The 24,765-nt window shown below is 70.2% G+C and carries 23 protein-coding genes and 1 tRNA gene; 17 read left to right on the plus strand and 7 right to left on the minus strand.

Annotated elements, in window-relative coordinates; all coding sequences use genetic code 11:
• The first annotated feature begins 25 nt into the window (after positions 1-25).
• Complete coding sequence (locus QSK25_RS11550) at positions 26-1,447, plus strand: amino acid permease (protein ID WP_285637749.1); 1,422 nt, start codon at positions 26-28, stop codon at positions 1,445-1,447.
• Here QSK25_RS11550 and QSK25_RS11555 read toward each other — a convergent pair.
• Genes QSK25_RS11555 through hrpB form a run of 3 tightly spaced genes read right to left on the minus strand, consistent with a single transcriptional unit; the run spans position 1,432 to position 5,423 of the window.
• A complete protein-coding gene (locus QSK25_RS11555; RefSeq protein ID WP_285637751.1) occupies positions 1,432-2,034 on the minus strand; it encodes an HD domain-containing protein in 603 nt (200 codons plus the stop codon). The two genes, QSK25_RS11550 and QSK25_RS11555, sit on opposite strands and share 16 nt — an antisense overlap.
• Positions 2,031-3,113 (minus strand): nucleotide disphospho-sugar-binding domain-containing protein, encoded by a 1,083-nt coding sequence (locus QSK25_RS11560; RefSeq protein ID WP_285637753.1) that lies wholly within the window; start codon positions 3,111-3,113, stop codon positions 2,031-2,033. Before QSK25_RS11560 ends, QSK25_RS11555 begins: the two co-directional genes overlap by 4 nt.
• A gap of 33 nt (positions 3,114-3,146) precedes the next feature.
• Positions 3,147-5,423: an ATP-dependent helicase HrpB gene (hrpB, locus tag QSK25_RS11565; protein WP_285637755.1), complete on the minus strand. Its 2,277-nt coding sequence runs from the start codon at positions 5,421-5,423 to the stop codon at positions 3,147-3,149.
• Positions 5,424-5,449: 26 nt separating this feature from the next.
• On the opposite strand from hrpB, the gene QSK25_RS11570 reads away from it, so the two are divergent.
• The 4 genes from QSK25_RS11570 to QSK25_RS11585 are packed head-to-tail and all read left to right on the plus strand — an operon-like array spanning position 5,450 to position 9,473.
• Complete coding sequence (locus tag QSK25_RS11570; protein ID WP_285637757.1) at positions 5,450-6,499, plus strand: glycosyltransferase family 2 protein; 1,050 nt, start codon at positions 5,450-5,452, stop codon at positions 6,497-6,499.
• Positions 6,492-7,301 (plus strand): GNAT family N-acetyltransferase, encoded by an 810-nt coding sequence (locus QSK25_RS11575; protein WP_285637759.1) that lies wholly within the window; start codon positions 6,492-6,494, stop codon positions 7,299-7,301. Before QSK25_RS11570 ends, QSK25_RS11575 begins: the two co-directional genes overlap by 8 nt.
• Positions 7,302-7,351: 50 nt before the next feature.
• Positions 7,352-8,638, plus strand: coding sequence for an MFS transporter (locus tag QSK25_RS11580; RefSeq protein WP_285637761.1), 1,287 nt, complete (start codon positions 7,352-7,354; stop codon positions 8,636-8,638).
• Positions 8,639-8,684: 46 nt separating this feature from the next.
• Complete coding sequence (locus tag QSK25_RS11585) at positions 8,685-9,473, plus strand: DsbA family protein (RefSeq protein WP_285637763.1); 789 nt, start codon at positions 8,685-8,687, stop codon at positions 9,471-9,473.
• Here the strand turns inward: QSK25_RS11585 and QSK25_RS11590 are convergent.
• Positions 9,466-10,704 (minus strand): phenylacetate--CoA ligase family protein, encoded by a 1,239-nt coding sequence (locus tag QSK25_RS11590; RefSeq protein ID WP_285637765.1) that lies wholly within the window; start codon positions 10,702-10,704, stop codon positions 9,466-9,468. The two genes, QSK25_RS11585 and QSK25_RS11590, sit on opposite strands and share 8 nt — an antisense overlap.
• 124 nt (positions 10,705-10,828) lie before the next feature.
• Here QSK25_RS11590 and QSK25_RS11595 point away from each other — a divergent pair.
• The 4 genes from QSK25_RS11595 to QSK25_RS11610 all read left to right on the plus strand — a co-directional run bounded on the left by QSK25_RS11595 (position 10,829) and on the right by QSK25_RS11610 (position 13,219).
• Positions 10,829-10,901, plus strand: a tRNA-Ala gene (locus tag QSK25_RS11595).
• Positions 10,902-11,164: 263 nt separating this feature from the next.
• On the plus strand, positions 11,165-11,824 hold the full coding sequence (locus tag QSK25_RS11600; RefSeq protein ID WP_285637767.1) for an 8-oxoguanine DNA glycosylase OGG fold protein: 660 nt from the start codon (positions 11,165-11,167) through the stop codon (positions 11,822-11,824).
• A 35-nt stretch (positions 11,825-11,859) separates the two neighbouring features.
• Positions 11,860-12,381: a hypothetical protein gene (locus QSK25_RS11605; protein ID WP_285637769.1), complete on the plus strand. Its 522-nt coding sequence runs from the start codon at positions 11,860-11,862 to the stop codon at positions 12,379-12,381.
• Positions 12,382-12,544: 163 nt separating this feature from the next.
• The gene (locus tag QSK25_RS11610) at positions 12,545-13,219 is read left to right on the plus strand and encodes a response regulator (RefSeq protein ID WP_285637771.1); all 675 of its coding nucleotides are present in this window, start codon (positions 12,545-12,547) and stop codon (positions 13,217-13,219) included.
• 22 nt (positions 13,220-13,241) lie between these two features.
• Here QSK25_RS11610 and QSK25_RS11615 read toward each other — a convergent pair whose 3' ends face one another.
• On the minus strand, positions 13,242-14,165 hold the full coding sequence (locus tag QSK25_RS11615) for a CPBP family intramembrane glutamic endopeptidase (RefSeq protein ID WP_285637773.1): 924 nt from the start codon (positions 14,163-14,165) through the stop codon (positions 13,242-13,244).
• A gap of 101 nt (positions 14,166-14,266) precedes the next feature.
• Positions 14,267-15,523: a sensor histidine kinase gene (locus QSK25_RS11620; RefSeq protein WP_285637775.1), complete on the minus strand. Its 1,257-nt coding sequence runs from the start codon at positions 15,521-15,523 to the stop codon at positions 14,267-14,269.
• A 411-nt stretch (positions 15,524-15,934) separates the two neighbouring features.
• On the opposite strand from QSK25_RS11620, the gene QSK25_RS11625 reads away from it, so the two are divergent.
• Positions 15,935-17,350, plus strand: a complete 1,416-nt coding sequence (locus tag QSK25_RS11625) for an alpha/beta fold hydrolase (RefSeq protein WP_285637777.1) — start codon at positions 15,935-15,937, stop codon at positions 17,348-17,350.
• Between the two features lie 12 nt (positions 17,351-17,362).
• Here QSK25_RS11625 and QSK25_RS11630 read toward each other — a convergent pair whose 3' ends face one another.
• Positions 17,363-18,268 carry an alpha/beta fold hydrolase gene (locus QSK25_RS11630; protein WP_285637779.1) on the minus strand — a complete coding sequence of 302 codons (906 nt, stop codon included), beginning with the start codon at positions 18,266-18,268 and terminating at the stop codon, positions 17,363-17,365.
• Positions 18,269-18,331: 63 nt separating this feature from the next.
• On the opposite strand from QSK25_RS11630, the gene QSK25_RS11635 reads away from it, so the two are divergent.
• From QSK25_RS11635 to QSK25_RS11665, 7 genes are all read left to right on the plus strand, one after another.
• On the plus strand, positions 18,332-19,306 hold the full coding sequence (locus tag QSK25_RS11635; protein ID WP_285637781.1) for a helix-turn-helix transcriptional regulator: 975 nt from the start codon (positions 18,332-18,334) through the stop codon (positions 19,304-19,306).
• Positions 19,307-19,479: 173 nt separating this feature from the next.
• Entirely contained in the window at positions 19,480-20,760 is a 1,281-nt protein-coding gene (locus tag QSK25_RS11640) for an ATP-grasp domain-containing protein (RefSeq protein WP_285637783.1), read from the plus strand.
• Positions 20,761-20,773: 13 nt separating this feature from the next.
• Positions 20,774-21,352, plus strand: coding sequence for a hypothetical protein (locus tag QSK25_RS11645; protein ID WP_285637785.1), 579 nt, complete (start codon positions 20,774-20,776; stop codon positions 21,350-21,352).
• Positions 21,349-21,786, plus strand: coding sequence for a DUF2000 family protein (locus tag QSK25_RS11650; protein ID WP_285637787.1), 438 nt, complete (start codon positions 21,349-21,351; stop codon positions 21,784-21,786). The genes QSK25_RS11645 and QSK25_RS11650 overlap by 4 nt, the downstream gene beginning before the upstream one ends.
• On the plus strand, positions 21,770-22,978 hold the full coding sequence (locus tag QSK25_RS11655) for an MDR family MFS transporter (RefSeq protein WP_285637789.1): 1,209 nt from the start codon (positions 21,770-21,772) through the stop codon (positions 22,976-22,978). The genes QSK25_RS11650 and QSK25_RS11655 overlap by 17 nt, the downstream gene beginning before the upstream one ends.
• On the plus strand, positions 22,975-24,129 hold the full coding sequence (locus QSK25_RS11660) for a pyridoxal phosphate-dependent aminotransferase (protein WP_285637791.1): 1,155 nt from the start codon (positions 22,975-22,977) through the stop codon (positions 24,127-24,129). Before QSK25_RS11655 ends, QSK25_RS11660 begins: the two co-directional genes overlap by 4 nt.
• Before the next feature lie 75 nt (positions 24,130-24,204).
• Positions 24,205-24,762 carry a hypothetical protein gene (locus tag QSK25_RS11665; RefSeq protein WP_285637793.1) on the plus strand — a complete coding sequence of 186 codons (558 nt, stop codon included), beginning with the start codon at positions 24,205-24,207 and terminating at the stop codon, positions 24,760-24,762.
• Positions 24,763-24,765: the final 3 nt, after the last annotated feature.

Genomic DNA, 24,765 nt, shown 5'->3' on the forward strand with positions numbered 1-24,765 from the left:
CATCGGTCAGCGTTAGGTTGTCCGGATGAGCAACGAACAGCGCATCGGGGCGCGGCTGTTGCGGCGCAAGCCGATCGACCAGCTGACTCATCCTGGCAGCGAACTCAAGCGCACCATGGGTGTCGGCCACCTCACCATGATCAGCATCGGGGCCACGCTCGGCACCGGCATCTTCGTCGTGCTGGGGGAGGCGGTGCCGCTCGCCGGGCCCGCCATCGTGCTGTCGTTCGTGCTGGCCGGCATCACCGCGTTGTTCTCCGCGCTGTCGTACGCCGAGCTCGCGGGCCTGATCCCCGCGTCCGGCTCGTCCTACTCGTACACGTACGCGACGCTCGGCGAGATCGTCGCGTGGGTCTGCGGCTGGTGCCTCGTGCTGGAGTACGGGGTGTCGGTCGCGGCCGTCGCGGTCGGGTGGGGGCAGTACGTCAACGAGTTGCTGCACCTCGTGACCGGGCTGCGGATCCCGGACGCGCTGAGCCAGTCGCCGGGTGCGGGCGGGATCGTCAACGTGCCCGCCGTCGTGGTCGTCGTGATCGCGATGGTCGTGCTGCTCGGTGGCGCGAAGGGCAGCGCGCGCACCAACACGGTCCTGGTGTGGGTGAAGGTCGGCGCGCTGCTGATGTTCTGCGCCGTGGCGTTCACCGCTCTGAAGGCCGGCAACCTGCAGCCGTTGTTCCCGCTGGGGCTCGCGGGCATGAGCGCGGGCGCGGCCACGTTGTTCTTCTCCTACATCGGGTTCGACGCCGCGTCGACCGCCGGTGAGGAGGCCGAGAACCCGCAGCGCGACCTGCCGCGCGCGATCATCATCTCGCTCGTCGTGGTGACCGTGCTGTACTGCGCCGTCGCGCTCGCGGCCGTGGGTGCCATGCCGTGGCAGACGTTCGAGGGCACGGAGGCGGCGCTGAGCCGGGTGCTGACCGACAACACCGGCAGCACGATCTGGCCGGTGCTGCTGTCGATCGGTGCCGTCGTCGCGATCTCGTCCGTGGTGCTGACCGTCCTCTACGGACAGACGCGCATCCTGTACGCCATGTCCCGCGATGGACTGGTGCCGTCGATCTTCTCCAGGCTCAGCCCGCGCACCGGGGTGCCGTTCGCGAACACGATCATCGTCGGCCTGTTCATCGCGGTGCTGGCCGCGCTGGTCCCGCTGGGGGCGCTGGCCGACGCCACCAGCATCGGCACGTTGTTCGCGTTCGCGCTGGTCAACATCGCGGTGATCATCCTGCGTCGCACCGAACCCGGCCGCAAGCGCAGCTTCCGGGTGCCGTTCGCGCCCTGGACGCCGTTGCTCGGCCTGGGGTTCTGCGTCTACATGATGTTCAGCCTCGGGCTGGACACGTGGATCGCGTTCCTCGCCTGGATGGCGCTCGGGTTCGTCATCTACTTCGCCTACAGCGTCCGGAAGGCACGCCTGGCGCTGGTGGACGATCACGTCAGGGACTGAAGCTCCCTGGCCAGGTTGGTCCGCGCGGCGGCGTCCCACAGCTGCCGCGCGGGCTCGGTCACGAACAGCACCTCGCGGTCCAGCAACGTCTTCAGCACCTTCGACCGGCCCGCGCGCCACGTCTCGTCGTCGTACCGCGCGTACTCCTGCCGCACCGCCGCGCTGTACCTCTCGTAGTGCTCCGGCTCCGAGCCGAGGATCGCGAGGTCGGCGTCGAGCAGCACGTGCGCCAGCGGGTCGTCCGACGAGTGCGTGATCGTGGCCAGCACCAACGACTCCACGCGTGCGATGTGCGCTTCTTCCAGGCCTGCCAGGCGTTCGCGGGCCCACGCGGCGGAGGCGCGTTCGTCCTCACCGGGGTTGCCGTCGTAGATCACGTCGTGCGCGCAGGCCGCCAGCGCGAGGATCGCGCGTTCCTCCACCGTGAACGCGAACGCGTCCGCCAGCGCCGACGAGTCGCGCACGACCGAGACCACGTGGAACGTGTTGTGGTACGTCCGGTGCGGTTCGGCGTAGCGCTCCATCAGGTCACCCGCGTCCGGTGTCCCGCCCAACGTGCGGACCGCGTCGTCCCAGCTCCGTCTCACCGCGCCAGCTCCTCCTCGACGACGTCCGCGGCGGCCGTGCTCCCGCCCGCCCGGTGGATCATCCGCTGCATGTCCTTCACGCGAGCGGAGATCGCGGAGTCCGACGACAGCTGACCCACCAACGAGCGCACCCCCTCGACGGTCACGGTGTCGAGCAGCACACCGAGTCCGAGCTCCTCGACGCGCTGGCCGTTGAGCCGCTGGTCGGCCATGTGCGGTATGACGATCATGGGAACGCCGTGGTGCAACGCCTCCATCACCCCTCCCATGCCGCCGCGTGTCACGAACACACTGGCACGTCGCAGCACCGCGAGCTGCGGCACCTCGTCGTGCGTCTCGACGTTCAGCGAGGGACTGAGCACCTTGCCCTTCGTGACCAGGTGCCACGGCATTCCCCGGGCCGCGTCCGCGCACACCTGCGTGCCGGTCGTCGCGAGCACGACGGGACGATCGGCCGGAGGTTCCCACGTGCCCTGGAACTCGCGCCCGGTCAGGCACGGACCGGCGAACGTGACGTGCTCGCCGAACGTGTCACCGTGCGGCTGGAACTCCCTGGGGAACAAGGCGATCCGGCGGTGCGCGCCCGCGACGAACTCCGGCAGCGAGCTGCCGATGAAGGCGTGCAGCCTGGTGAAGAGCCGGATCACGGCCGGGTCGAACGTGCTCGGCGGAACCAGTTCGGTGCCGAGCGACCAGTGCTCGTTGCTGGTCAGCAGCACCTCCAGCAGCGCGTTCGGCACCTCCAGCCGGTGTGCGATGACGCCGCCGCACCAGGCCGCGATGTCCCACACGACGAAGTCCGGCGGGTCGTCCCGGAACGTGCCTTCCAGCTGGGGCAACGCCGACTCGGCCTCGGCGAGCGCGAGGCGGGCGGTGTCGAGCAGCGAACCGGGCAGGTCGTCGGGCAGCGTGGACGTGCAGGGGATCGCGGTCGCGCCGCACTCCGCCACGGCGGCGGCGAACCGCGCGGTGGCGGGAACGCTCACCCGATGGCCCCGGCGCACGAGTTCCGCGATCATTCCGAGCGCGGGCAGGAAGTGTCCTCGCTCGGGCATCAGGAAGATCGCGATGTGCGCCATAAGAGAGATTAACGTTGTTCGATTCCTAATGGTTCAAAGTGGTTTCTTGCTCTTGTCCCAGGGGCGTTCCGGCCAGTGGTGCTTGGGGTAGCGGCCCTTCAGCTCGCTGCGAACCCGCAGGTAGCCGTTGCGCCAGAACGTCCTGAGGTCGCTCGTCACCGCGGTCGGGCGGCCCGCCGGTGAGAGCAGGTGCACGACCACCGGAATTCCGGCGATCTCCGGTGTGTCGGCCCATTTCATGGCGTCCTGGATGCGGACCGAGAGAACGGGCTGGTCCTGCGTGTAGTCGACCTTGCCCTGCCCGATCCGTTCCGGCGCGAGCTTGTCGAAGTCCGCCGCCTCTGGCCACGGCAGCATGCTCCGCAGCAACGCCGTCGTGTCGATCTTGGCGAGGTCCGCGCGCTTCTTCGCCTTGCCGAGGTCGATCGCGCGGATCACGGCCTCGTCGTCGACGCTCGGCCAGTCGCGGGTGCGGTGCAGGAACGCCATCCGCTCGCGCAGCCGGAGCGCGCTGTCCGGCCACTTGAGCAGGCCCAGGCCCTCGGTTTCGAGGCCGATCCGGAGGGCCTGCTGCGACTTGGCCAGGTCGTTGAGCGGGCGTTCGTCGAGGGTGATCGCGCCGAGCTTGCGGACCTCGTTCGCGATCACGTCCTTCTCCCACCGGATGTCGTCCTCGGTGTGCACCAACGCTTCCGCCGCGGTGATGGCGAGTTCCTCGTCGGCGGGGGCGGCCAGCCGGACGCGGCCGTGCTTGCTGCCCGGTTCGCGGTCGGCGATCGCGACGGCGAGCCACTTGGCCTGCGAGTCGGTGTGCTCGACCGCGGTGCCGTTGGCCATCAGGTAGATGTTGCTGTTCTTGGAGCGGCGCTTGGCCAGCCGTTCCGGGTAGGCGAGGGCGACGACGAGCGCCGGGTCGCCGTTGCCCTGAGGGTTGCTGCCGAGCTTTTCGAGCTGCTTGACCTCCTGGCGCCACTTGCCGGGGGCCTTCAGCGCGTCCGCGAGGTAGCTCGTGCTGTGGTGCGTGCTGTCGTCGAGCAGCGCCACGACCTCGGCGGCGGTCCGGTTGCCGGCGAGCGCGCTGCCGTCGATGAGCGCACGGCCGAGCCGCGGGTGCAGGCCGATGTTCGCGATGCGGTCACGGCGGTCGGGTTCGAGCGCGCCGATGGCGTTCAACGTCTCCTGCGCGGCCTTGAGCGCCCCCTCGGGCGGGGCGTCCCACCAGTTCAGGGCGCTGCCGTCCGGGGTGCCCCACACCGCCAGTTCGAGGGCGAGCCTCGTCAGGTCGGCGGTCTTGATCTCCGGTTCCGGGTAGCGGGGGAGGGTGCTGTGCTCGTGTTCGGGCCAGCAGCGGTAGACGCGGCCCGGTGCCTCGCGGCCCGCGCGTCCGGCGCGCTGGTCGGCGACCGCCTGGGACACCCGGATCGTCGCGAGACCGGCGAGGCCGCGGCGGTGGTCGACGCGCGGGACCCTGGCGAGGCCCGCGTCGACGACCGCGCGGACGCCGGGGACGGTGAGGCTCGACTCGGCGATGCTGGTGGCGAGCACCACCCGTTGCCGGTTGCCCCGTTTCAGCGCGGCGTCCTGCGTCTGCGCGTTCAGCTGGCCGTGCAGGATGACCGTGTCGGCGCTCAGCAGCCGGGCGGTGCGGTTGATCTCCTTGACACCGGGCAGGAACGCGAGCACGTCACCGTCCACTTCGGACAGCGCCTTGGTGATCGCCCGGGCGACGGTGTTCTCGATGTGCTCGTTGCGGGCCGGGGCGACGTAAATGGTCTCCGTCGGGAACATGCGCGACTCGGAGGTGAGGACCGGCGCGTCGAGCAGGTCCGAGAGCCGTTGCGCGGCAACCGTCGCGGACGTCGCGAGCAGCCGGAGGTCCGGGCGCAGGCCCGCCTTGGCGTCGAGCAGGAGCGCGAGCAGCAGGTCGGCGTCGAGGTGGCGCTCGTGGCACTCGTCGAGCAGGACCGTGCCGACGCCCTTGAGCTCCTGGTCGTGCTGGAGCCTGCGGACCAGCAGGCCGCTCGTCACGACCTCGATGCGGGTGTGCCTGCTGGTCTTGCGGTCGCCCCTGACCGAGTAGCCCACGGTGTGGCCGACGGGTTCGCCGAGCAGGCTCGCCATCCGCGCGGCGGCGGCCCGTGCGGCGATCCGGCGCGGTTCGGCGACGACAACCTTGCCGTCGAGGGCGAGTGGGACCAGCGTCGTCTTGCCGGTGCCCGGAGGCGCGACCAGCACGGCCGCCCCTCGCTCCTGGAGTTGCTCCAGCAGCTGGGGGAGTACGGATTTCACCGGGAGATCAGGCAGGTCCACGTCCGTGAGTGTGTCAGGGTTGGCGCATGGGGATGATCGGCGTGGTGTCGGCGATCGCGTCCGTGGCGCGGTCCGGGCGGACGTTCGCGCAGTGGAAGCACGTGCCTTCGGTGTCGACGGCCTCCGTCGAAGCGCCGGTGCTGGCCGTGGTGCCCGCACGGGACGAGGCGCTGACCCTGCCGCGGCTGCTGCCCGGGCTGGTCGGTCAGCCCGGTGTGCGCGTGGTGGTCGTCGACGACGCCTCTTCGGACGGGACGGCTGCCGTCGCGCGGTCGCTCGGGGCCGAGGTGATCGAGTCCTCTGGACCCGCGGACGGGTGGGCCGGCAAGACGCACGCGATGCACCTGGGCGTCGCGGCCGCCCAGGACGAAGAGTGGTTGTTGTTCGTGGACGCCGACGTGACGTGCACGCCTGACCTGGTCGGACGGCTGGTGGCGTCGGCCGTCGAGTTGGGTGCCGATCTCGTGTCGTCGTCCGGGCGCGGCTCCGGACCGGCCTGGTGGTTCCTGCTGCCCGCGTTCAACACGCTGGTGTTCGAGGGGTCGCCGCCGGACGGGCGCGGGCCGACCGCGCTGGCCGTCGGGCACTGCGTCCTCGTGCGGCGGGCTGCCTTCGAGGCCGCCGGCGGGTGGCAGGCGCTGGCCGGGACGCACGCGGACGACGTGGGGCTCGCGACGTTGATCAGGGACACCGGAGGGGTGCCGCGGTTCATCGACGCCTCGATGCTGCTCACGACCTCGGGCATCGACACGTTCGGCGACTGCTGGCGGTCGTTGCGCAAGAGCATCCAGCCGGCGTTCCGGGAGATGTTCGGGCCGTGGGGCCGTCCGCTGCTGGTCGCCGCCGGGCTGCTGCACCTCGCGTACGGGCTGCTCCCGGTGCTGCGGCCGCGGTCGCCGTGGTCGTGGCTCGCCTGGTTCGCGCAGGCCGTGCCGCACCGCGAGTTCGTGCGGCGGATCGGGCTGCCGCAGACCTCGGCGGTGCTCGCGCCGTTCGCATGGGCGACGATTGGCGTGTTCCTGTTGGACTGCGCGTTGCGTCCAGGTGCCCAGTGGAAGGACCGCCGCGTTGGTTGACCCGTTGCGCGACCCCGACGACCCGGAACTGCTCGACCCCTACCAGTCGCGCTCGCTCGCGATCCTGGTGGAGGGCGCGCGGCTCGCGTCCGGCGCGGTTCGCTACGGCAAGGTGGGCAAGGTCGGCAGCGCCGCCGTGGTGATCAACCGCGAGAACCCGCTGCCGTCCGGCAACTTCGGCTGCGCCCTGGACGGCACGTCGGTCCAGGTCGCCTCGACGCTGTTGCAGCTGGAGCAGACGTTCGCGGACGTGGGGCGCGCGGAGGCCGTCGTGTACGCGTCGCCGACCACCGTGGACGAGATCGAGGGCATCGCCGACGACGCGGGCTGGTACGCCGTCGAGGAGTTGCTGACGGTCGTGCACCGTGGTTCCGCGGAGGTGTCCGCCGAGGTCAGAAGGGCTGTCGACGCGGATCTGGTGGGGATCGTCGACCTGCTGTCCGACGAGCTGGTCGGCAACCGTGCACGACTGGGGCGCTGGCTCGGGCATCGGTTGGACGACCCGCGGTGTTTGCTCCTGGTGGTGGACGACGGCGACCGGATCGGCGGATTCGTGTCGGGGTTCGCCGAGCGCGGTGTGGGCCTGGTCGAGCAGTGCGTGGTGCGTCCGGCGCGGCGGCGTCGGGGCGTGGGGCGGTCTCTGGTCGTGTCCGCGGTTTCGGCCTTGAAGTCTGCTGGCGCGATGTTGGTCGCGTCGCAGGTGGACGAGGGTCCCGGGGAGCGGTTCGCCGAGGCGTGCGGGTTCGTTGCGGCGTATCCCGTGACTGCCTATGTACGCAGAGTGGATGAGCTACTCGACTGAGTTACTTAGTTGCCGCGTGACATATCCTTAGCAGGGCTAAGGGAGGCTTTGTGCGCGAGCGGTTACCGGTCGAGGTGTGGGTTCTGGTCGCGGCGAGCTTCATCATCGCCGTGGGATTCGGGATCGTGGCACCCGTTCTGCCGGTGTACGCGTCATCGTTCGGTGTCGGTCACACCGCTGTTGCGGCTCTGATCAGCGCATTCGCGTTCGTTCGGCTGGCGTTCGCGCCGGTGAGCGGCAAGCTGGTCAACCGGTTCGGCGAGCCGAAGATCTACATCATCGGCATCCTCATCGTCGCCGTCGGCACCGCGATGTGCGGGTTCTCGTCCAGCTACGCCGAGATGCTGTCGTGGCGGGCGCTGGCCGGGGTCGGGTCGACGATGTTCACGGTCGCGGCTCTGGGGCTGCTGATCCGGATCACGCCGGCGCCGATGCGCGGCCGGGCGTCGGGGATGTGGGCGGCCGGGTTCCTGATCGGCAACATCGCCGGGCCGATCGTCGGCGCCGGGCTCGTGCCGTTCGGGCTGTGGGTGCCGTTCGTGTCGTACGGCCTGTTGCTGTGCCTCGCGGCGTTCGTGGTCTGGTTCTTCCTGCGCCGTTCTACTCTGGTGGAGATCGACCGCACCAACACCGAGGTGCCGATGTCCGTGCGCGAGGCCGTCCGGCACGGTGCGTACCGCGCGGCGCTGGCGTCCGGGTTCGCGAACGGCTGGGCCGTGTTCGGCGTGCGGATCTCCCTGGTGCCGGTGTTCGTGATCGAGGCGCTCGAGCACAGCGCGGCCGTCGCGGGCATCTCGATGTCGGTGTTCGCGGCCGGCAACGCGGCGATGCTGTTCCTGTCCGGCCGGATCGCCGACACCCGCGGCCGCAAGCCGGTCGCCATCGCCGGTCTGATCATCAGCGGTCTCGCGACGGTCTGGATGGGCTTCAGCGGCGACCTGTGGACGTTCATGGCGGCCTCGCTGGTCGCGGGCGCCGGTGCCGGGTTGCTGAACCCGCCGCAGAACGCCGTGGTGGCGGACGTCATCGGGGCGCGCGGCAAGGGCGGACCGGTGCTCGCCGGGTTCCAGATGGTCACGGACCTGGGCGCGATCATCGGCCCGATGATGGCCGGCGTGCTCGCCGACTCGTTCGGCTTCGAGGCCTCGTTCGCCATCACCGGTGCCGCGCTGCTGCTGTCCGTGCTGTTCTGGTTCGCCGCGCCCGAGACCCTGCCCACACATGAGGAGGAGCACACGGCCGCCGCGGTGGCGCCGGAGTGCGGTGCGCTGGACGAGAGTGCCGAGGTCCCGACCGGCGAACGCGTCGGCGGCAAGCCACGTCACCCGGAAGCGTGATTGCGCGCTCAGCTTTCTTTTAGTTTGTGTCGCTACCCTCGTCGCCGTGGGTGGAGCAGAGCGCAGTGCGCGGAAGAAGAAGCAGGCCGCGCTCGCGGTGGCTGCGGCACGCGGCACGGGTGGCGGTTCTGACCGGACGAAGGTCATCGCCGGCATCGCCGTGGTCGCCGTCTTGGCCGTCGCCGTCATCGGGTATGTCGTCTTCCAGCAGATGAAGCCGTCGTCGACCGGCACGGAGGCCATCCCGCTGGCACCGGCAGACCACACGATCTCGGCGCCCGCCGTCCGCGAGGGCAACACGGTCCTCGTCGGCAAGGACACCGCCACCGTGACGGTCGACGTGTACGAGGACTTCCTGTGCCCGATCTGCGGCACGTTCGAGAAGACCTACGGCACCGACATCAAGAAGGCCGTCGAGGACGGCAAGGTCAAGATCCGGTACCACATCCTGCCGATGCTGAACCGCCTGTCGAGCCCCGAGGGCTACTCGACGGACTCGGCCAACGCCGCCCTGTGCGTGGCCGACGACGGCAAGTTCAACGCGTTCCACGCGGCGCTGTTCGCCAAGCAGCCCGAGGAGGGCGAGGCCGGCTACACCCAGGACCAGCTCATCAAGCTGGGCAAGGACGTCGGCGTGACCTCCGCTTCGTTCGAGTCCTGCGTGCGTTCGCAGACCTACAAGTCGCAGCTGGACGAGCTGATGTCCAAGACCAGCAACGACCCCGCCCTGCGCGACGCCGAGACGGGCCGCTTCCGCGGCACGCCCAGCGTCGCTTCCGGCGGCAAGTTGATCGACCTGGACAACAAGAACTGGCTGTCCGACCTGACTAAGTGAGGCCGTCGATCGGCGCCTGGCCCTGGGTCCACCGGGCCAGGCGCTGTGCTTTGCCCACCTCGGTCCGCGGCAACTTCCCGGGCTCCAGCACGTGCACCAGGCACGTGATCCCCAGCCGTTCCTTGAGCTTCTCCACCAGCCTGCTTCGGACGTCCTCAGTGGACTCCACCACGACGTGCAGCTGTGCCGTCGTCGTCCGCCGGTCCTCGACGATCAGGTAGTGCGGGCTCGCCAGCTCCAGCACCACCGCCTCGATCTCGGTGGGGAACACGTTCACACCCCGGATGACCAGCATGTCGTCCTTGCGCCCCTTGAGCTTGCTCATCCTGCGCAGCGGACCGTTCCTCGGCTGGTGCACCGTCGCCACGTCCCCGGTGCGGTACCTGAGGAGGGGCATCCCGGTCTTGGTGAGCGTCGTGAAGACCAGTTCGCCGTCCAGCGTCTCCGGGTAGAAGTGGTCCTCGGCGATGTTGAGCAGCCCCTCCGAGTCCAGCGACTCACACGCCACCCCGGGCCCGATGATCTCCGACAGCCCGTAGATGTCCAACGCCCTGATGTTCAGGCGCTGCTCGATCTCCCGCCGCATCTCGTCGGTCCACGGCTCGGCCCCGAAGACGCCGACCTCGATGGAGTTGTCCGCGTCGAGGTCCTCAGCGAGCCGGAGCGCGTACGACGGCGTGCAGCACAACACGTCCGGCTTGAGGTCCTCGATGAGCCGCACCTGCCGTTCCGTCATGCCGCCGGACATGGGGATGACCGTCGCCCCGAGCCTGAGCCCACCGTGGTGCACCCCGAGCCCGCCCGTGAAGAGCCCGTACCCGTACGCGTTGTGGATGACCGAGGTCTTCGTCGCCCCGGCCCCTTCCAGCGCCCTGGCCATCACCTCGGACCACACCGCCACGTCGTTGGCGGTGTAGGGGATGAGCGTCGGCCTGCCGCCCGTGCCCGACGACCCGTGCACGCAGACGATGTCTTCATCGGCTGCTGTCCGAAGCCCGAACGGGTAGTGGTCCCACAGGTCCTGCTTGCTGATCGTCGGCAGCCGGTCGATCTCGTCGAGCCGCACATCTGTGCCGCGCGTCACTCCGATTTCCCTCAGCCTGCGCGCCTGCAGGTTGTCGGTGCTCAGCAACAGGTCGATCAGGGCGCGCAGCCGCTGTTCCTGCAGCTCGCGCAGGGCCTCGGGGGCCATGTCCCCGATCTTGGCGTTGGGAGGTGCTCCGGCGGTCATCACCCGGTCCTACCAGGCCGAATGCGCTTTGGGTACCCCCGATTTTTATCTTGTGGCACAGGTGATGTACGGTATTGCCACACGAGAACGACGGGGAAACCCGCCGGGGAACGTGGACCTTCAAGGGGCTGTGGCGCAGCTGGTAGCGCATCACACTGGCAGTGTGAGGGTCAGGGGTTCGAGTCCCCTCAGCTCCACAATTTCATACAGCATACGAATCGCCCGCTGGACCTGCGCAAGCAAGGTCGGCGGGCGATTTTCGTTTCTGGTCCGCTGTGGACGGTGGTTCGTCCAGCGCGCGGCCGATGTGGAAAGGCCGAAACCGGGGTCGGCGCGGTTCCAGAGGAAGTCCTTCTGCCGCGGCGATCTGTCGTGGGAACCCGCCGTTGTCCAGTGCGGTGCTCGCCGAGGTGCCGATCGGTAACGGCAGTGCGGGTGTGGCGATGCAGGCGGTATGCCGATGACCGACTTGACGAGGTTGGCGCTGCCTGCCTGGGCTGGTCCCGCTCCACCCCGCCGCGAGGCGGTTGACGAGCATGAGATCACCATCAACGGACCCTGGTGGCGCGAAGCGGTCACGGCACGGCGCCTGCCCGGCACGCCACCGTCAGGACCGACGCTGACCCGGGCCGAGGTGTGGGCGGCCGCGTCCGATGACGTGTTCACCCTGCTGTGGCGCAGCCTGGCTTGGGGATCGGGCAGGTACCTGCGGTTGAACGCGCGGCGGCTGGACAGCATCGCCGCCGACGTGCCGCGCGCCAGCAGTCTCCTCACCAGGGCGGCGGAGGTGTCCCGGCGTGACCCGCTCGAGGCGTACACGTTGCTGCGGCCGGGGCCGCACAACGCGATCCGATCGCTGGGCCCGTCGTTCTTCACCAAGTTCCTGTACTTCGCCGGCGGCGGCGCACCGGACCACCCGTGCCTCATCCTCGACCGCGTCGTGGCGACCGCGCTGCGTGACCGGTGCGGCTGGACATCGTTGCACCGCACAGGTCCCTGGCCGGCGGAGACCTATGGACGCTACTGCGACCTGCTCACCCGCTGGGCCCAGGCCGGCAGCTGGGCACCCGACGAGATCGAACGCGCCCTCTTCGCCGGTGGACAGGAGGAACGATCGTGATCATCACCTGTCCGAAGTGCTTCAGCGCCGACGACGTGCTGCCGCCGCGGCGGCTTCCGGATCGGCTGCTGCAGTACCGCTGCACCAACCAGGAGCATGGCGACCACGAGTGGTTCGCGACCCGCGAAGCCGTCCAGTCACCGGGCGAGGTACGAGAGGGGGTGACCGACGAACTGCTCGAACCGCTCAACCGGTGTGTGGACGCCGGTGACCCCTTCGTCGAGTACGGCATCGTCGAACACCGTCTGCGCGCACGGTTCCCCGATCTGTTCGCCGCGCACGTTGCCGATCAAGGCCATTCCATGTTCGGCCCTCGCGCTTACACGGCGTCCAGTGTCCGTTTCGGTGTCGCGCTTGGCCGGCTGGAACGGATGGGCGTGCTGGTCAGCGAGTACGGACCAGCGACCGGCGCCTGGCGCTACAACGGCCAGGTGACGTACTGGGCCCGAGCGACGCCGTCAGATCGGAGCCGCAGGACGTGGGCTGAACACTGTGCGGAAATCGGTCGGTCCTCGGAGTGGACGGACGACGACCGCCGCGGCCTGCGTGCTCGGTGAACCTCTTGGAGCAAAGCGGCAACGCGGCCGTGGAGGGCGTCTTCGTGTTGCCGCACAACGATGTTCTCGACCGGCGTGCCTGGTCCACCCCTGCCGGGCCACGCACGGGCGGGGAGGTGATCAGTATGGTGGACGCGCCCCTGTCGCCACCGGGAGGAACCAGATGATCCGCGTGCTCATCGCCGACGACCAGCCGTTGGTGCGGGCCGGTCTGTCGGCGCTGCTGCGGGCCGAACCCGGCATCGAGGTGGTTGGTGTGGCGGCGGACGGCACCGAGGCGCTCGCGCTGGCGCTGGACCTCGTTCCGGACGTCGCCTGCCTCGACATCCGGATGCCGGGCCGCAGCGGTATCGAGGTGGCGCGGGAGCTGTGCGCGCCGGATGCCGAACCCCGGGTTCCGGTGCTCGTGCTCACGACCTTCGACCTCGACGACTACGTGTTCGGGGCGTTGGAGGCCGGGGTGTCCGGGTTCCTGCTCAAGGACTCCGAACCGGAGGACATCGTCCGCGCGGTGCGGCAGGTGGCCGCTGGTCTGGGGACGGTCGACCAGACGCTGACCCGCCGCATCCTGCGCGAGTTCGTGCACCGCCGCCGGCTCCAGCCGGTGAGCGGGAGGCGGGTGGAGGAGCTGCTGACCGCTCGGGAGCACGAGATCCTTTTGTTGCTCGCCCAAGGCATGTCCAACGACGACATCGCCCGCAGCCTGGTCGTGGAGGTGTCGACGGTGAAGTCGCACCTGGCGCGGATACTGCCCAAGCTCGGGGTCACCTCGCGGCTGCAGGCCGTCGTCTGGGCCTATCAGAACCACGTCGTCACGGTTCCCGGCCCGAGCTCCTGACACCCGGGCCGGGACGCGGCGGTCATCGGGCCGGTGGGCGGTAGCCGAGCCGGCCGCGGGTGCCGGCCAGCACCAGGACCGCGGCGACGACGGAGCCGGCCGCCATCACCTGCATCGCGCGGTCGGCGGTGATCGTCGGGAACGTCTGCGTCCAGATGATCGAGGCGAAGTTGTTCGCGCTGACGTGCAGCAGCATCGCGAGCGGCAGGCTTTCCCCGGTGCGGTTGAAGACCCACGTCATGATCACGTTGAACGTCACGCAGAACACCACGAACACGACCGGGCGGGTCCAGTTCGCGTCGGACCAGCCGCCCCAGTCGGTCAGGAACAGCGGCAGGTGCCACGCCGCCCACAGCGGACCGAGGATCATCGTTCCGGCCAGCGGCCCGAACCGGCGTTGCATCCGGGGCAGCGCGAAGTCGCGCCAGCCCGGTTCCTCCGCGAGCCCCGTGGTGATCATCTGGAGCAGGAGGCCCGGGACGTAGGCGGCCACGGCCACCATCGAGGGAGCCGCGATCTGCCCGCCCGTGTAGGCCAGTCCCGCGAGCAGCATCGCCACCGGTACCGCCAGCAGGCAGAACGCGTACCAGCGCCAGTTGACCCGCCAGCGCCACATCCGGCCCAGCCACCGCCGCAGCCCCGCTCGCCCGTCCGCGACCGCGGTGACCACCAGGGCCGAGACGATCGGGCCGAGGTAGGCACCGGGCAGCACACCGGCGAACTGGCTGGTCCCGAACACCTCGGGGAAGCGGTGGTCCCACAGGCCGAGCCCGTTCCCGGACAGGATGTAAGGGGTCCAGGCGAGCCAGCTCAGCAGGTTGGCGAGCACGAAGAAGCTCAGCAGCGGATGTCGGCGCAGCGGTCCGAGCAGCCCGCCGGAACCGCGCGGATCCGTTGTCAGGTGACCGGGTGTGGCCGGCGGCGGGGTGTGTTCCGAGATCGTCATGCCGCAATCCTCTGCGGCTGACGGGCCGGTACCGAGATGCCAAAGACCGAAGCGTTGCGGTGCCATCGAAAGGTGCAACCGAGTCGCTCACGCACGTCGGTTCACCGGTGGCGGGCAGGCTCCTCGTGGGCGTCGCCGGCCCCGTTCGCCGCACCGACCGTCTCGCCGAGCGGCAACCTCAGGCGCACCTCCCAGCCACCTTCCGCGGTGGGGCCGTGGTCGAGGGCAGCTCCGACCAGCTGAGCCCGTTCGGCCATGCCGACCAGGCCGAAACCGCTGCCGGGGCCCTGGTCCGGAGCGCGGGGCACTCCGTTGCGCACGCTGATCGGGAGCCATCCCCCTTCGTCCGTGCCGACCTCGACGGTGCAGGGTGCGCCCGGTGCGTGCACCGCCGCGTTCGCCAGCGACTCCTGCACCATGCGGTAGGCGACGAGCTGGGCCAGCGGACCGGCCTCGGCCCGCTGATCGGGCAGCACGAGTCGGATCTCGGCGCCCGCGGCCCGGTGTGCCCGCACGAGCGCGGTCACCGCGTCGAGGGTCTCCGCCGGGCGGGCCACGTCGGCGCCCTCGCGCAACAGGCCGACCAGCCGGCGCAGGTCGGTGAGCACGGCACGGCTCTGCTCCCGGATCTGACCGACCGAGAGCTTGGCCGTGGCGGGGTCGGTGTCGATCTGCCGGGCGACCGCCGCCGCCATCATCGCGATGCCGGACAGGTGGTGCGCGGCGATGTCGTGCAGTTCCCGGGACATCGCCGCACGCTGCTGTGAGATCGCCGCCTCCAGCAACGCCTCCTGTTCCCGGCGCAGGGCCTCGAGCTCCAGGCGTCGTGCCTCGTGCAGGTCCCGGCGTGCCACGAGCACCGAACCGGCCAGCAGCGGCAGTCCGATCACCAGCAACGCCTGCGGCACCGCGCCGGCGACGGCCGCACCCGTGCCACGGGCGTTCGCGGTGACGAACTGCCCCACGGCCAGCAGCACTCCCGCGGCGAGCAGCGATCCCCGCAACGGCCGCACGCCGCGGGCGGCGACAGCGACGAACACCGAGGCCATGACGGCGACGGCGGTCAGCGAGAACGCGGGCCCCGGTGACGCCGGGATCAGCACCAGCGCCATTCCCGCCACCGCCGGCACCACCGCCCCCGGTGCGCGAGTGGTCCAGGCGACCGTGGCGGCCTGCATCGAAAGGACTACGGCGACCGCCCACCACGCGGCGTCCCCGGGGGCGGGTACCAGGCCGGAGCCGGTCCCGGCCGCACCCGGGAGCAACAGCAGCATGCCGACCGAGGCCACGCCGGTGCCGAGCGCCGCCCACCGGTGCAGCGGCCGGAACTGGTGTGCTGGCTGCGAAAAGGGCGGCATGACGGCCTCCGCGGATCTGCTCGGCACGATCGCCCACGGATTCCCGGACCGGGCACCGCGGTGGCCGGCGTCGGCGCTCGACGGACAGGTGACCGTTCCATCATCAGCCACCACGGCCCGCGAAAGGCGTGCGGAGAACCAGTTTGCATCGAAAGTAGGGCCGGCTGACTGTACTTCCTGGTGTGGCGGCCACGACCGAGGTAGCGCGACCGGACGACCGAAGTCGACGCGGACCGCAGACCGCAGAGCGATGTGGAGCGACCTCCTGGTGGCGGAAGGTGATCGCCACCGCTGAGAGGAGATCGGGAAGTGAGTCTGACGACCCTGTTGGCAATGGCGAGGATCAAGCTCTTTTCGGAAGGACGACACTTCAGCGGCATCCGGCCTGGGCGCTCCCATGCTTTTCGGTGGGTGGCGGCAGTTGCTGCCGTCGCCACCCTCACCACCGTCTCGCCGGCGGTGTCGTCAGCCGCGGCGCTGGCCTGGGAACCCTGTCCCGATCGCGCCGGCTTCGACTGCGCTGTGCTGAACAGGCCGATCTCGGTGAAGCAACCGGGTCTCGGCACGTTCGGGATGGCGCTGGTCCGCCACCGGGCCACGGATCCGAGCCGCCGCATCGGGGTGCTGGTGGTCAACCCCGGCGGGCCCGGACAGTCCGGTGTGGACTTCACGTTCGCCGTCGAGCAGAAGTTCAGCCCCGAGGTGCGGGCGCGGTTCGACGTCGTCGGGTTCGATCCCCGCGGTGTCGGCCTGAGCCAGCCGGTCCGGTGCTCGGCTGAAGTGCTGTTCGGAGGGCCCACCACGCACCCGGCCGACAAGGCGGGTTTCGACGCGTTGGTCAAGCACGGCAAGGAACTGCGTGAGGACTGCGCGAGGCGTTCAGGTCCGATCATCGACCACGTGTCGACCGACGAGGTCGTTGCCGATGTCGACGCGCTCCGCCGTGCGCTGAAGGAGTCCCGGATCAGTTACTACGGGCTGTCCTACGGCACGGTCATCGGCCAACGCCTCGCCGAACTCCACGGGGCACACGTACGGGCGATGGTGCTGGACTCGGTGGTCAACCGCGGGGTGAACGCCCGTGCCCACGTCGCCTCGGTCGCCCGTGCGGCCGCCGACTCGTTCGAGCAGTGGCGACGGTGGAACGAGCGCACGGCGTCGTCTCCTCTGCACGGCAAGGATGTTGTTGCGCTGTGGGACGAACTGATGGCGAAAGCAGCTCGTGGTGAGCTCGTCGCGCCGGACGACCCCGATCGTCGTCTGACGGTTCACGACCTCAGCAACACGGTGACGTCCCTCGCTTCCGTTCCGGACTGGGCCGAGCTCAGTGCTCGCGTGCACGCGATGCACATGGGTGGTGTCGTGCCTCATGCGACCGCGGGTGACGACACCTTCCTGTTCCCGATGGCGGCCACCGCGATCAGGTGCGCCGACCGGGGGTTCCGCGTGCGCGCCTTCGCCGAGTACCGGGCGCTGACCCGGCTCGAGAACAGGATCTCCCCTCACACGGACGGATCCCTGCGCGGCAACCTGGCGATGACCGAATGCCTCGGTGGCCCGGACGCCCGGTTGCCGCAACGGCCCGGTGTGATGCGCACCGAACTGCCCGCTCTGCTGCTCAACAGCAGGCACGATCCCGCTACGCCGCACGACGAGGCGATGTCCGTGCGTCGCCGGCAACGCGACGCGACCGTGTTCGTGACGTACGAAGGCGCGGGACATGGTGTGTACAACCGCAGCGAGTGCACCCGACGGGTCAGCGACAGGTACCTGGTGTCGCTGGAGCTGCCGGCGGACGGGTCCTCGTGTCCGTCCGCCGATCGCTAGCTCCAGGGCCGGTCAGCCGGGGTTCTGCTCCAGCCACTTCAGGATCGCCTGGGTCGTCTCGTCCGGCAGTTCCTGCTGGATCCAGTGGCCGCAGTCCAGGCTGACCACGTCCACCTCGGGCACGAAGTCCGCCAGGGTAGGCGACTTCGGGATCGTGTCGCGGTCGCCGTAGATCATGAGGGTGGGCTGGCGGACGATCGGGTCGGCGCGCTGGAGCAGTTGCACGTTGCGGTCGAAGTTGCGGTACCAGTTGATGCCGCCGGTGAAGCCCGACGACTCGAAGGCGGCGGCGAGGACGGCCAGTTCGGGCTCGGGCAGCACGGGCTCGCCGGGCTGGAGTTCCGCCGTGGCCAGGTCGATCAGCGGGACGGCTGACGCGGGCGTTCGGTACAGGTTGCGGAGAAAACGGGCGGTGTTCGCTTCGAACGCCGCGTCGGCGACGCCGGGGTGCCGGTTGAAGTGCACGAAGTAGTAGTCGCCGCCCAGGACGCTCTCCATGAAGTCGATCGACGGCATCGCCGCGGGGTCGGGGTACGGCAGGCTCAGGTTGATCACCCTGTTGACGCGCGTCGGGTGCAGCAGGGCCATTGCCCACACGACGTAGGCGCCCCAGTCGTGACCGATGAAGGTGGCGTCCTCGTAGCCGTGGTGGTCGAGGAGGGCGACCAGGTCGCCGGTCAGGTGTTCGATGTCGTAGGCCGTCACCTCGGACGGGCGTGCGGAGTTGCCGTAGCCGCGTTGGTTCGGGGCGATGACGTGGTGGCCCGCGGCGGCCAGGGCGGGCATCTGGTGACGCCAGGAGCGGGCGTGTTCCGGCCAGCCGTGGCAGAGCACCACGGGCTTGCCGGTGCCTGCTTCGAAGACTTCGAGCTCCACGCCGTTGACCGGGATCAGGGTGGGCGTCGGGAAAGTGGTCATGGCGGGATCTTGCGGGGTTTAACCGGTCAGCTCGTGACCGGTTTTCGTGCGAGTGTTGCCGGTGTGGGGACTGACCGGTTGGTGGCGGTGCTGCTGCTGTTGCAACGGCGGGGGCAGGTGACGGCGGCGGAGGTCGCGCGGGAGTTGGAGGTCTCCGAGCGGACCGCTCGCCGGTACCTGGACGCCTTGGGCATGGCAGGCGTGCCCGTGTACTCCGTGCAGGGACGTGGTGGTGGGTGGCGGCTCGTGGGGGGTGCGCGGACCGACCTGTCCGGGTTGACCGCCGGTGAGGCGCGGGCCTTGTTCCTGGTGGCCGGGCAGGCTTCGGCGGCCACGCCGGCGGTCAGGGCCGCTCTGCGCAAGCTGGTGCAGGCCCTGCCGGAGCCGTTCCGGGGGCAGGCCGAGGCGGCTTCTTCGTCGTTGGTCGTGGATCCGCAGCGGTGGGGTGCGGGCCGGGTCGAGCAACGGCCGCCGGGCTTCCTCGACGAGGTGCAGGACGCGGTGATCCGCGGGGTGCGGGTGCGGCTCGGGTACGTCGACCGCGCCGGTGCCGAGACCGTGCGGACCGTCGACCCGCTGGGCGTCGTCGCGAAGGGGCCGTCGTGGTACCTCGTCGCGGGGACGGAGGCGGGGCGGCGGACGTTCCGGGTCGACCGCGTGTGGAGCGTGGAGCCGACCGACGAACCGGTGGACCGGCCCGAGGGGTTCGACCTGGCCGCCTGCTGGCGTGAGATCGCCGACGAGGTGGATCGCAGGCGCACGCCCGTCGAGGCCTGGGGGCTGTGCGTGCCGCACGCCACCGGGTTGCTGCGGACGGTGGTCGGGGACCGGCTCGAGGTGGGTGCCGCGGCCGGTGGGCGCGTCGAGGTCGTGATCCGCGGGTACAGCGAGTACGCGCTGGCCGGTGAGCTCGCCGGGCTGGTCGACTGGCTCGAGGTCACCGGGCCGCCCGGGGTGCTGGAGCACCTGGCGTCGATCGGCACGGCGCTGGCCGCGCGGTACGGTGGGCTGTCCGCTGTGACGGAATCGCGCGGTTGATCGTCCTTTGTGGACGCTAAAGTGCCCACATGGTGGGCACTTTAGGCTGATCGGGTGGTTCGATCGGCAATTAACCGCCGTGACATCACGCCACGCGCGGCGCGCGGGTAGGTTCGCGGCTGGCGCTGCCTGGGGAGGCCGGCGCCCTTCGAATGCCAGTGGGGGCAACAACTTTGGACGACGACTTCGTCGTGCTCGTGGACACCTACGAGACGGCTGACCACGGCGTGCCGCAGACCGCGCGGCACATCGCTCCCGCCTTCATCGCGGCCGGCGCGCGGTGCGTCCGGGTGCAGAGCGCGCCCGACGCGCCCGGCGTGTACCGGTCTTCCTCGCCGACGCTGGAGAACTACGTCGAGAACGTGGTGCACGACGGCGACCTGGAGAAGACCGTCGAGGTGCTGCGCCGGTACGACCCGGTCGCGGTGGTCGCGGGCGGCGAGTACGGGGTGGCGTTCACCGACGTGCTCGCCGAGGCGCTCGGCGTGCCCGGCAACGGAACCGCTCTCAGCCTGGCGCGCAGGGACAAGGCGACCATGGTCGAGACCGTCCGGGCCGCTGGGCTCAAGGCGGCGAAGCAGATCCGCACCGGTGACCCCGAAGAACTCGCGGAGTGGCACCGGCGGCTGCGGGGACGCGCCGTGGTCAAGCCCGTGCGCAGCGCCGGCGGCGACGGGGTCTCGTTCTGCGACACGCCCGAGCAGTCGGTCGCGGCCCTCGAGGCGATCACCAGCAGGCAGAACCTGTTCTCCGAGGACAACGACGTCGTCGTCGCCCAGGAGTACCTGGTGGGCGCCGAGTTCATCGTCAACACGGTGAGCCTCGACGGACGGCACCACGTCTGCGACATCTGGAAGAGCCAGCGGTTCTCGGTCAACGGCATCACGGACCTGTCCGGCGCCTGCTACCTCGTGCCGCGCCGGGGCCCGCACCACGACGCGCTGGTCGAGTACGCGTTCGCGGTGCTCGACGCCGTCGGCATCCGGCACGGGGCGGCGCACGTCGAGCTCAAGCTCACGCCGCAGGGGCCGTGCCTGATCGAGGTCGGCGCCCGGCTGTCCGGCGGCGACCTGCCGCACTACGCGCGCCTCGCGATCGGCGAGTCGCAGTTCGACTGGCTGGTCGACGCGTGCCTGCGTCCCGAACGGTTCGAGAAGCGGGTCGACGAGGACTACGAGATCCAGCGCCACTACTCCTGGGCCGCACTGATCTCACCGGTCGAGGGCACCCTGAAGAGCTACCGCGCGATCGAGCAGATCAAGGCGCTGGAGAGCTTCCACGAGATGTGGGAGCTCACGAAACCGGGCCAGCACCTGCGCCGCACGGTGGACGACACGACCTATCCGATCATCGTCACCTTCATGCACGAGGTGGACGAGATCGTCATGCGCGATCTGGGCACGACGAGGTACCTGGACGGCGCGGGCTTCTACGAACTCACCGAATCCGTTTGAGGGGACCGCTCAGGTGACTCAGGGACTTGCCGCCTTCCACGAGGACCTCGCCTTCGACCCGCCGTTCGACTCCGTGGCCACGCTGGCCGACGACGCCGCCGGACTGACCTGCAGCGTCACCGTCGGCCGTCAGTGGGCTCGTGGCCGCGCCAGATCGGTGGTCGGTTATCCGGCTTTCGAACTGGCCGCCGACGGGGTGCGGGAGGGACGGCACGACGTGCTGCTCGTGCCCTCCGCGTACCCCGAGATCCGCGGGTTCTTCTTCGACCCCGTGCTGCACGCGGTCGAGACGTTCCTGGGAACGTTGCCGGACATGGTGTTCGCCGTGCCGGAGGGGACGCAGGAGCACGAACTCGACGTCGTCTACCACCACCCGGCCACGCGCACGCTCGTCGAGACCCTCGGCGTGCGCAAGGCCGTGCACTCCACGTCGAACAGCGCGGCCTGCCGCGAGGCCGTGGAGCACGACGGCCCGGCGGGCGCCGTGACGAACCAGACCTCGGCCGACCACTACGGTCTGCGGACCGTCAAGGTGTTGTCCGCGGGCACGCCGATGGGGTTCGTGGTGTTCCGCCGAAAGGATCAAGTGTGACCGACCTGCTCCGTGCCGCCATCGTGGTGCACAAGACGCTCGACGCCGCCGCCGTGGCCAACGCCGCCGCGATCCTGATGGGCCAGCTCGCTCACCTGGAGCCGGACCTGTTCGAGGGCAAGGGCGTCACCGACGCCGACGGTGTGCGGCACGCGGGCATCCGGTTCAACACGGTGGTCCTCACCGGACGGCCGGGTCAGGTCACGAAGCTGATCGGCGCCGCCACCGAGGTGGGCGTGCCGAACGCGGTGTTCAGCAGCGCGGGCAGGGGACTGAGCAACAGCTTCGACTCCTACGTCGAGCTGGTCGGGAAGTCCGGCACGGAGGAGCTCGGCGTGATCGCCGTCGGGCTCGTCGGGCCGGACGAGACCGTGCGCGCGCTGACCAAGTCCTTCAGTTCCTTCAAGGGATCGAGCGGTGACGGCAACAGCTGAGTTCGTCCACACCAGACTGGGCGGGCTGCCCAGGGCGTTCTGGTTCCTGTGGACCGGCACCCTGGTCAACAGGCTCGGCACGATGGTGCTGCCGTTCCTGTCCCTGTACCTGACCAGCGGCAGGAACCTGCCGGTCACCACGGCGGGCGTCGTGCTCGCCGTGGTGGGTGTCGGCCAGATGTTCTCGCAGCTCATCGGCGGGATCCTGGCCGACAGGGTCGGCCGGCGCGCCACGCTGACCGGCGGCATGCTGGTCACCGGCGCGACGATGCTCGCCCTCGGGTACGCCGAGAGCCTCACCGCGATCGTCGTGTGCTCGGCGGTGCTCGGCCTGGCGATCGACTCGTTCCGCCCGGCGTCGCAGGCGATCGTCGCCGACCTCGTACCGGCCGCCGAACGCACCCGCGCGTTCGGGTTGCTGCTGTGGGCGGTGAACCTGGGCTTCTCGGTCGCCATGGTGCTCGGCGGCACGATGGCCAAGGCCGGGTTCAGCACGTTGTTCTGGGCCAACGCCGCCACGTGTGTCCTCTTCGGACTCCTGGTGTGGCGGGCGATCCCGGAGACCGGCTCGCGGGTCGTGGCCGCGGACACCGAACCGGGCAGCTTCGCGGACGTGCTGCGGGACCGGGCGATGCTCGCCGTCTTCGTGATCACGCTGATCGCCGGGTTCGCGTTCCTGCAGTGCCTCGCCACGCTGCCGCTGGCGATGAACGCCGACGGGCTGTCGACGGCCTCCTACGGCGTCGTGATGGCGATCAACGGCATCGCGATCGTCGTGATGCAGCCGTTCCTCGGTCACCGGCTCGGCGGGCTCGACCGCTCGCGGACGCTCGCCGCGGGCATCACCGTGCTCGGCATCGGCTACGGCGCGATGACCTTCGCGTCCACGACGTGGGCGTACGCGGTGTGCGTGGTCGTCTGGACGCTGGGCGAGATCATCATCCACTCGGTGGGTGTCGCTCTGGTGGCCGACCTCGCGCCCGCCCACCTGCGTGGCCGCTACAACGGCGTGTACGGCACGGCCTGGGGCGTGGCCGCGTTCGCCGCGCCGCTCGGCGGCACGCAGCTGCTGGTCCACGGCGCGCCGGTGCTGTGGCTGACCTGCCTCGGACTGTGCCTGGCCGCCGCCTGCGGTCAGCTCCTGCTCGGACCCACGATCCGCCGCCGCACCCAGGAAGGGGCCGTCGGGTGAACCCGCTGGCGACCGCGTTGCCCGCCTCCGGCATCCGCGAGGTGATGGACCTGGCGTTTGGCCGCCCGGACGTGATCCGGCTGGAGATCGGCGATCCCGACTTCGCCACGCCGCCGCACGTCGTCGAGGCCGGTCTGCGGGCGGCCTCGGACGGTGCCACGCACTACGTGCCGAACACCGGACTGCCGTTCCTGCGCGAGGCGCTGGCCGCGAAGGTGCTGGCGCGCAACGGCTTCGCGGCCGATCCCGGGCAGGTCTTCGTCAGCCAGGGGGCGACGCAGGGCATCTACGCCGCGCTGGCCGCGGTGGCGGCGCCCGGCGACGAGGTGCTGCTGCCGGACCCGGCGTGGCCCAACTACGTGATGATGGCCCGGCTCCAAGGGCTGTCGGCGGTGCACTACCCGCTCACGGCCGCGACGGGGTTCCAGCCGGACCTCGAGACGCTGGAACGGCTGGTCACGCCGCGCACCAAGGTGCTGGTGGTCAACTCGCCGTCGAACCCGATCGGCACGGTCGCGGACCGCGACCGCGTCGAGGCGCTGGCGGAGTTCGCGCGGCGGCACGACCTCTGGCTGATCTCCGACGAGTGCTACGACGAGATCGTGTTCGACGCGCCGTGCACCAGCCCGGCGTTGTTCGCGCCGGAACGCACGATCGCCGTCTACAGCTTCTCCAAGACCTACGCGATGACGGGCTGGCGCATCGGCTACCTCGTCGTGCCGCGGACGGTGGCCGCGACGATCACCAAGGTGCAGGAGACGATCGTCGCGTGCGTCAACGCGCCGACCCAGCACGCCGCGTTCGCCGCGCTGGACGGACCGCAGGACTGCGTCGCGCACATGCTGGCGTGCTACCGCGAACGTCGTGATCTCGTGACGCAGCAGGCGAAGTCGGCGGGGCTGGTCATGCCGACACCCGCCGGTGCGTTCTACGGCTGGGTCGACATCCGCGACACCAGGCCCGGTGCGGCACGGGACTTCGCGCTCGGGCTGCTGGCCTCGCACAAGGTCGCCGTGGCACCGGGAACGGCGTTCGGCGTCCTGGGCGAGGGGTACGTGCGGTTGTCGCTGGCGGCCTCGCCGGAGCACCTGACCGAGGGCGTGCAGCGGGTCGCGGCGTACCTGGAGGCACGTGCCGAACGGCACCCCTGACGGCGTGACCTCCGGCGTTCGTGGTGGCCGGTCGGGACTTCTGGGCACCGGTGGGGTCTTCGTAGCTTCGGTGGCGTGACGGACAACATCTTCTTGCCGAAGTTCGGGGCCGTGTGCGGGATCGTGCTCGCCCTGTCGATCGGGGTGCCGGGGGCCGTCGAGGCCTTCACCGGCGAGACGGCGTTCACCAGCGCGGTGATCGGGCTGGGGACGGCCTTCGGGGCACCGGCGGTGCTCGCGTTGCACGGGCACCAGGCGCACGCGTCGGGACGGTTCGGGGCGTTCGCGTTCGCCGCGAACCTGCTGGGGCTCGGGGTGTTCACCGGGGTGGCCTTCGCGGTGAACCTGGTGATCTTCTTCTCGGACGGGCCGGTGGCGCCGCTGACGGCTCTGGTGCTGAAGGCCGGGTCGGTGGTGTTCGTGCTCGGCAGCGTGCTGTTCGGGGTGTCGCTGGTGCGGGCGAAGGTGTTCCCGGTGGTGCCCTCGTGGGGGTACGGGATCGGGTTCGTGCTGCTGGCGGTGTTCGCGGTGCTGCCGGACACGCCGGTGTCCGCGCTGGTGCACGTGGCGTGCGCGGTGGTGCTGGTGTGGCTGTCGGTTTCGGTGTGGTCCGCTCGTCCGGCACTAGCCTGAGCG

This window comes from Lentzea sp. NBRC 102530 (genome assembly GCF_030269365.1).
GTDB lineage: Bacteria > Actinomycetota > Actinomycetes > Mycobacteriales > Pseudonocardiaceae > Lentzea.

Excerpts from the sequence above, each read along its gene's own strand:
- QSK25_RS11630 (WP_285637779.1), bottom strand. The coding sequence starts at position 18,268 with ATGACCACTTTCCCGACGCCCACCCTGATCCCGGTCAACGGCGTGGAG.
- QSK25_RS11560 (WP_285637753.1), bottom strand. The coding sequence starts at position 3,113 with ATGGCGCACATCGCGATCTTCCTGATGCCCGAGCGAGGACACTTCCTG.
- QSK25_RS11610 (WP_285637771.1), top strand. The coding sequence starts at position 12,545 with ATGATCCGCGTGCTCATCGCCGACGACCAGCCGTTGGTGCGGGCCGGT.
- QSK25_RS11550 (WP_285637749.1), top strand. The coding sequence starts at position 26 with ATGAGCAACGAACAGCGCATCGGGGCGCGGCTGTTGCGGCGCAAGCCG.
- QSK25_RS11615 (WP_285637773.1), bottom strand. The coding sequence starts at position 14,165 with ATGACGATCTCGGAACACACCCCGCCGCCGGCCACACCCGGTCACCTG.
- QSK25_RS11600 (WP_285637767.1), top strand. The coding sequence starts at position 11,165 with ATGACCGACTTGACGAGGTTGGCGCTGCCTGCCTGGGCTGGTCCCGCT.
- QSK25_RS11620 (WP_285637775.1), bottom strand. The coding sequence starts at position 15,523 with ATGCCGCCCTTTTCGCAGCCAGCACACCAGTTCCGGCCGCTGCACCGG.
- QSK25_RS11590 (WP_285637765.1), bottom strand. The coding sequence starts at position 10,704 with ATGACCGCCGGAGCACCTCCCAACGCCAAGATCGGGGACATGGCCCCC.
- QSK25_RS11570 (WP_285637757.1), top strand. The coding sequence starts at position 5,450 with ATGGGGATGATCGGCGTGGTGTCGGCGATCGCGTCCGTGGCGCGGTCC.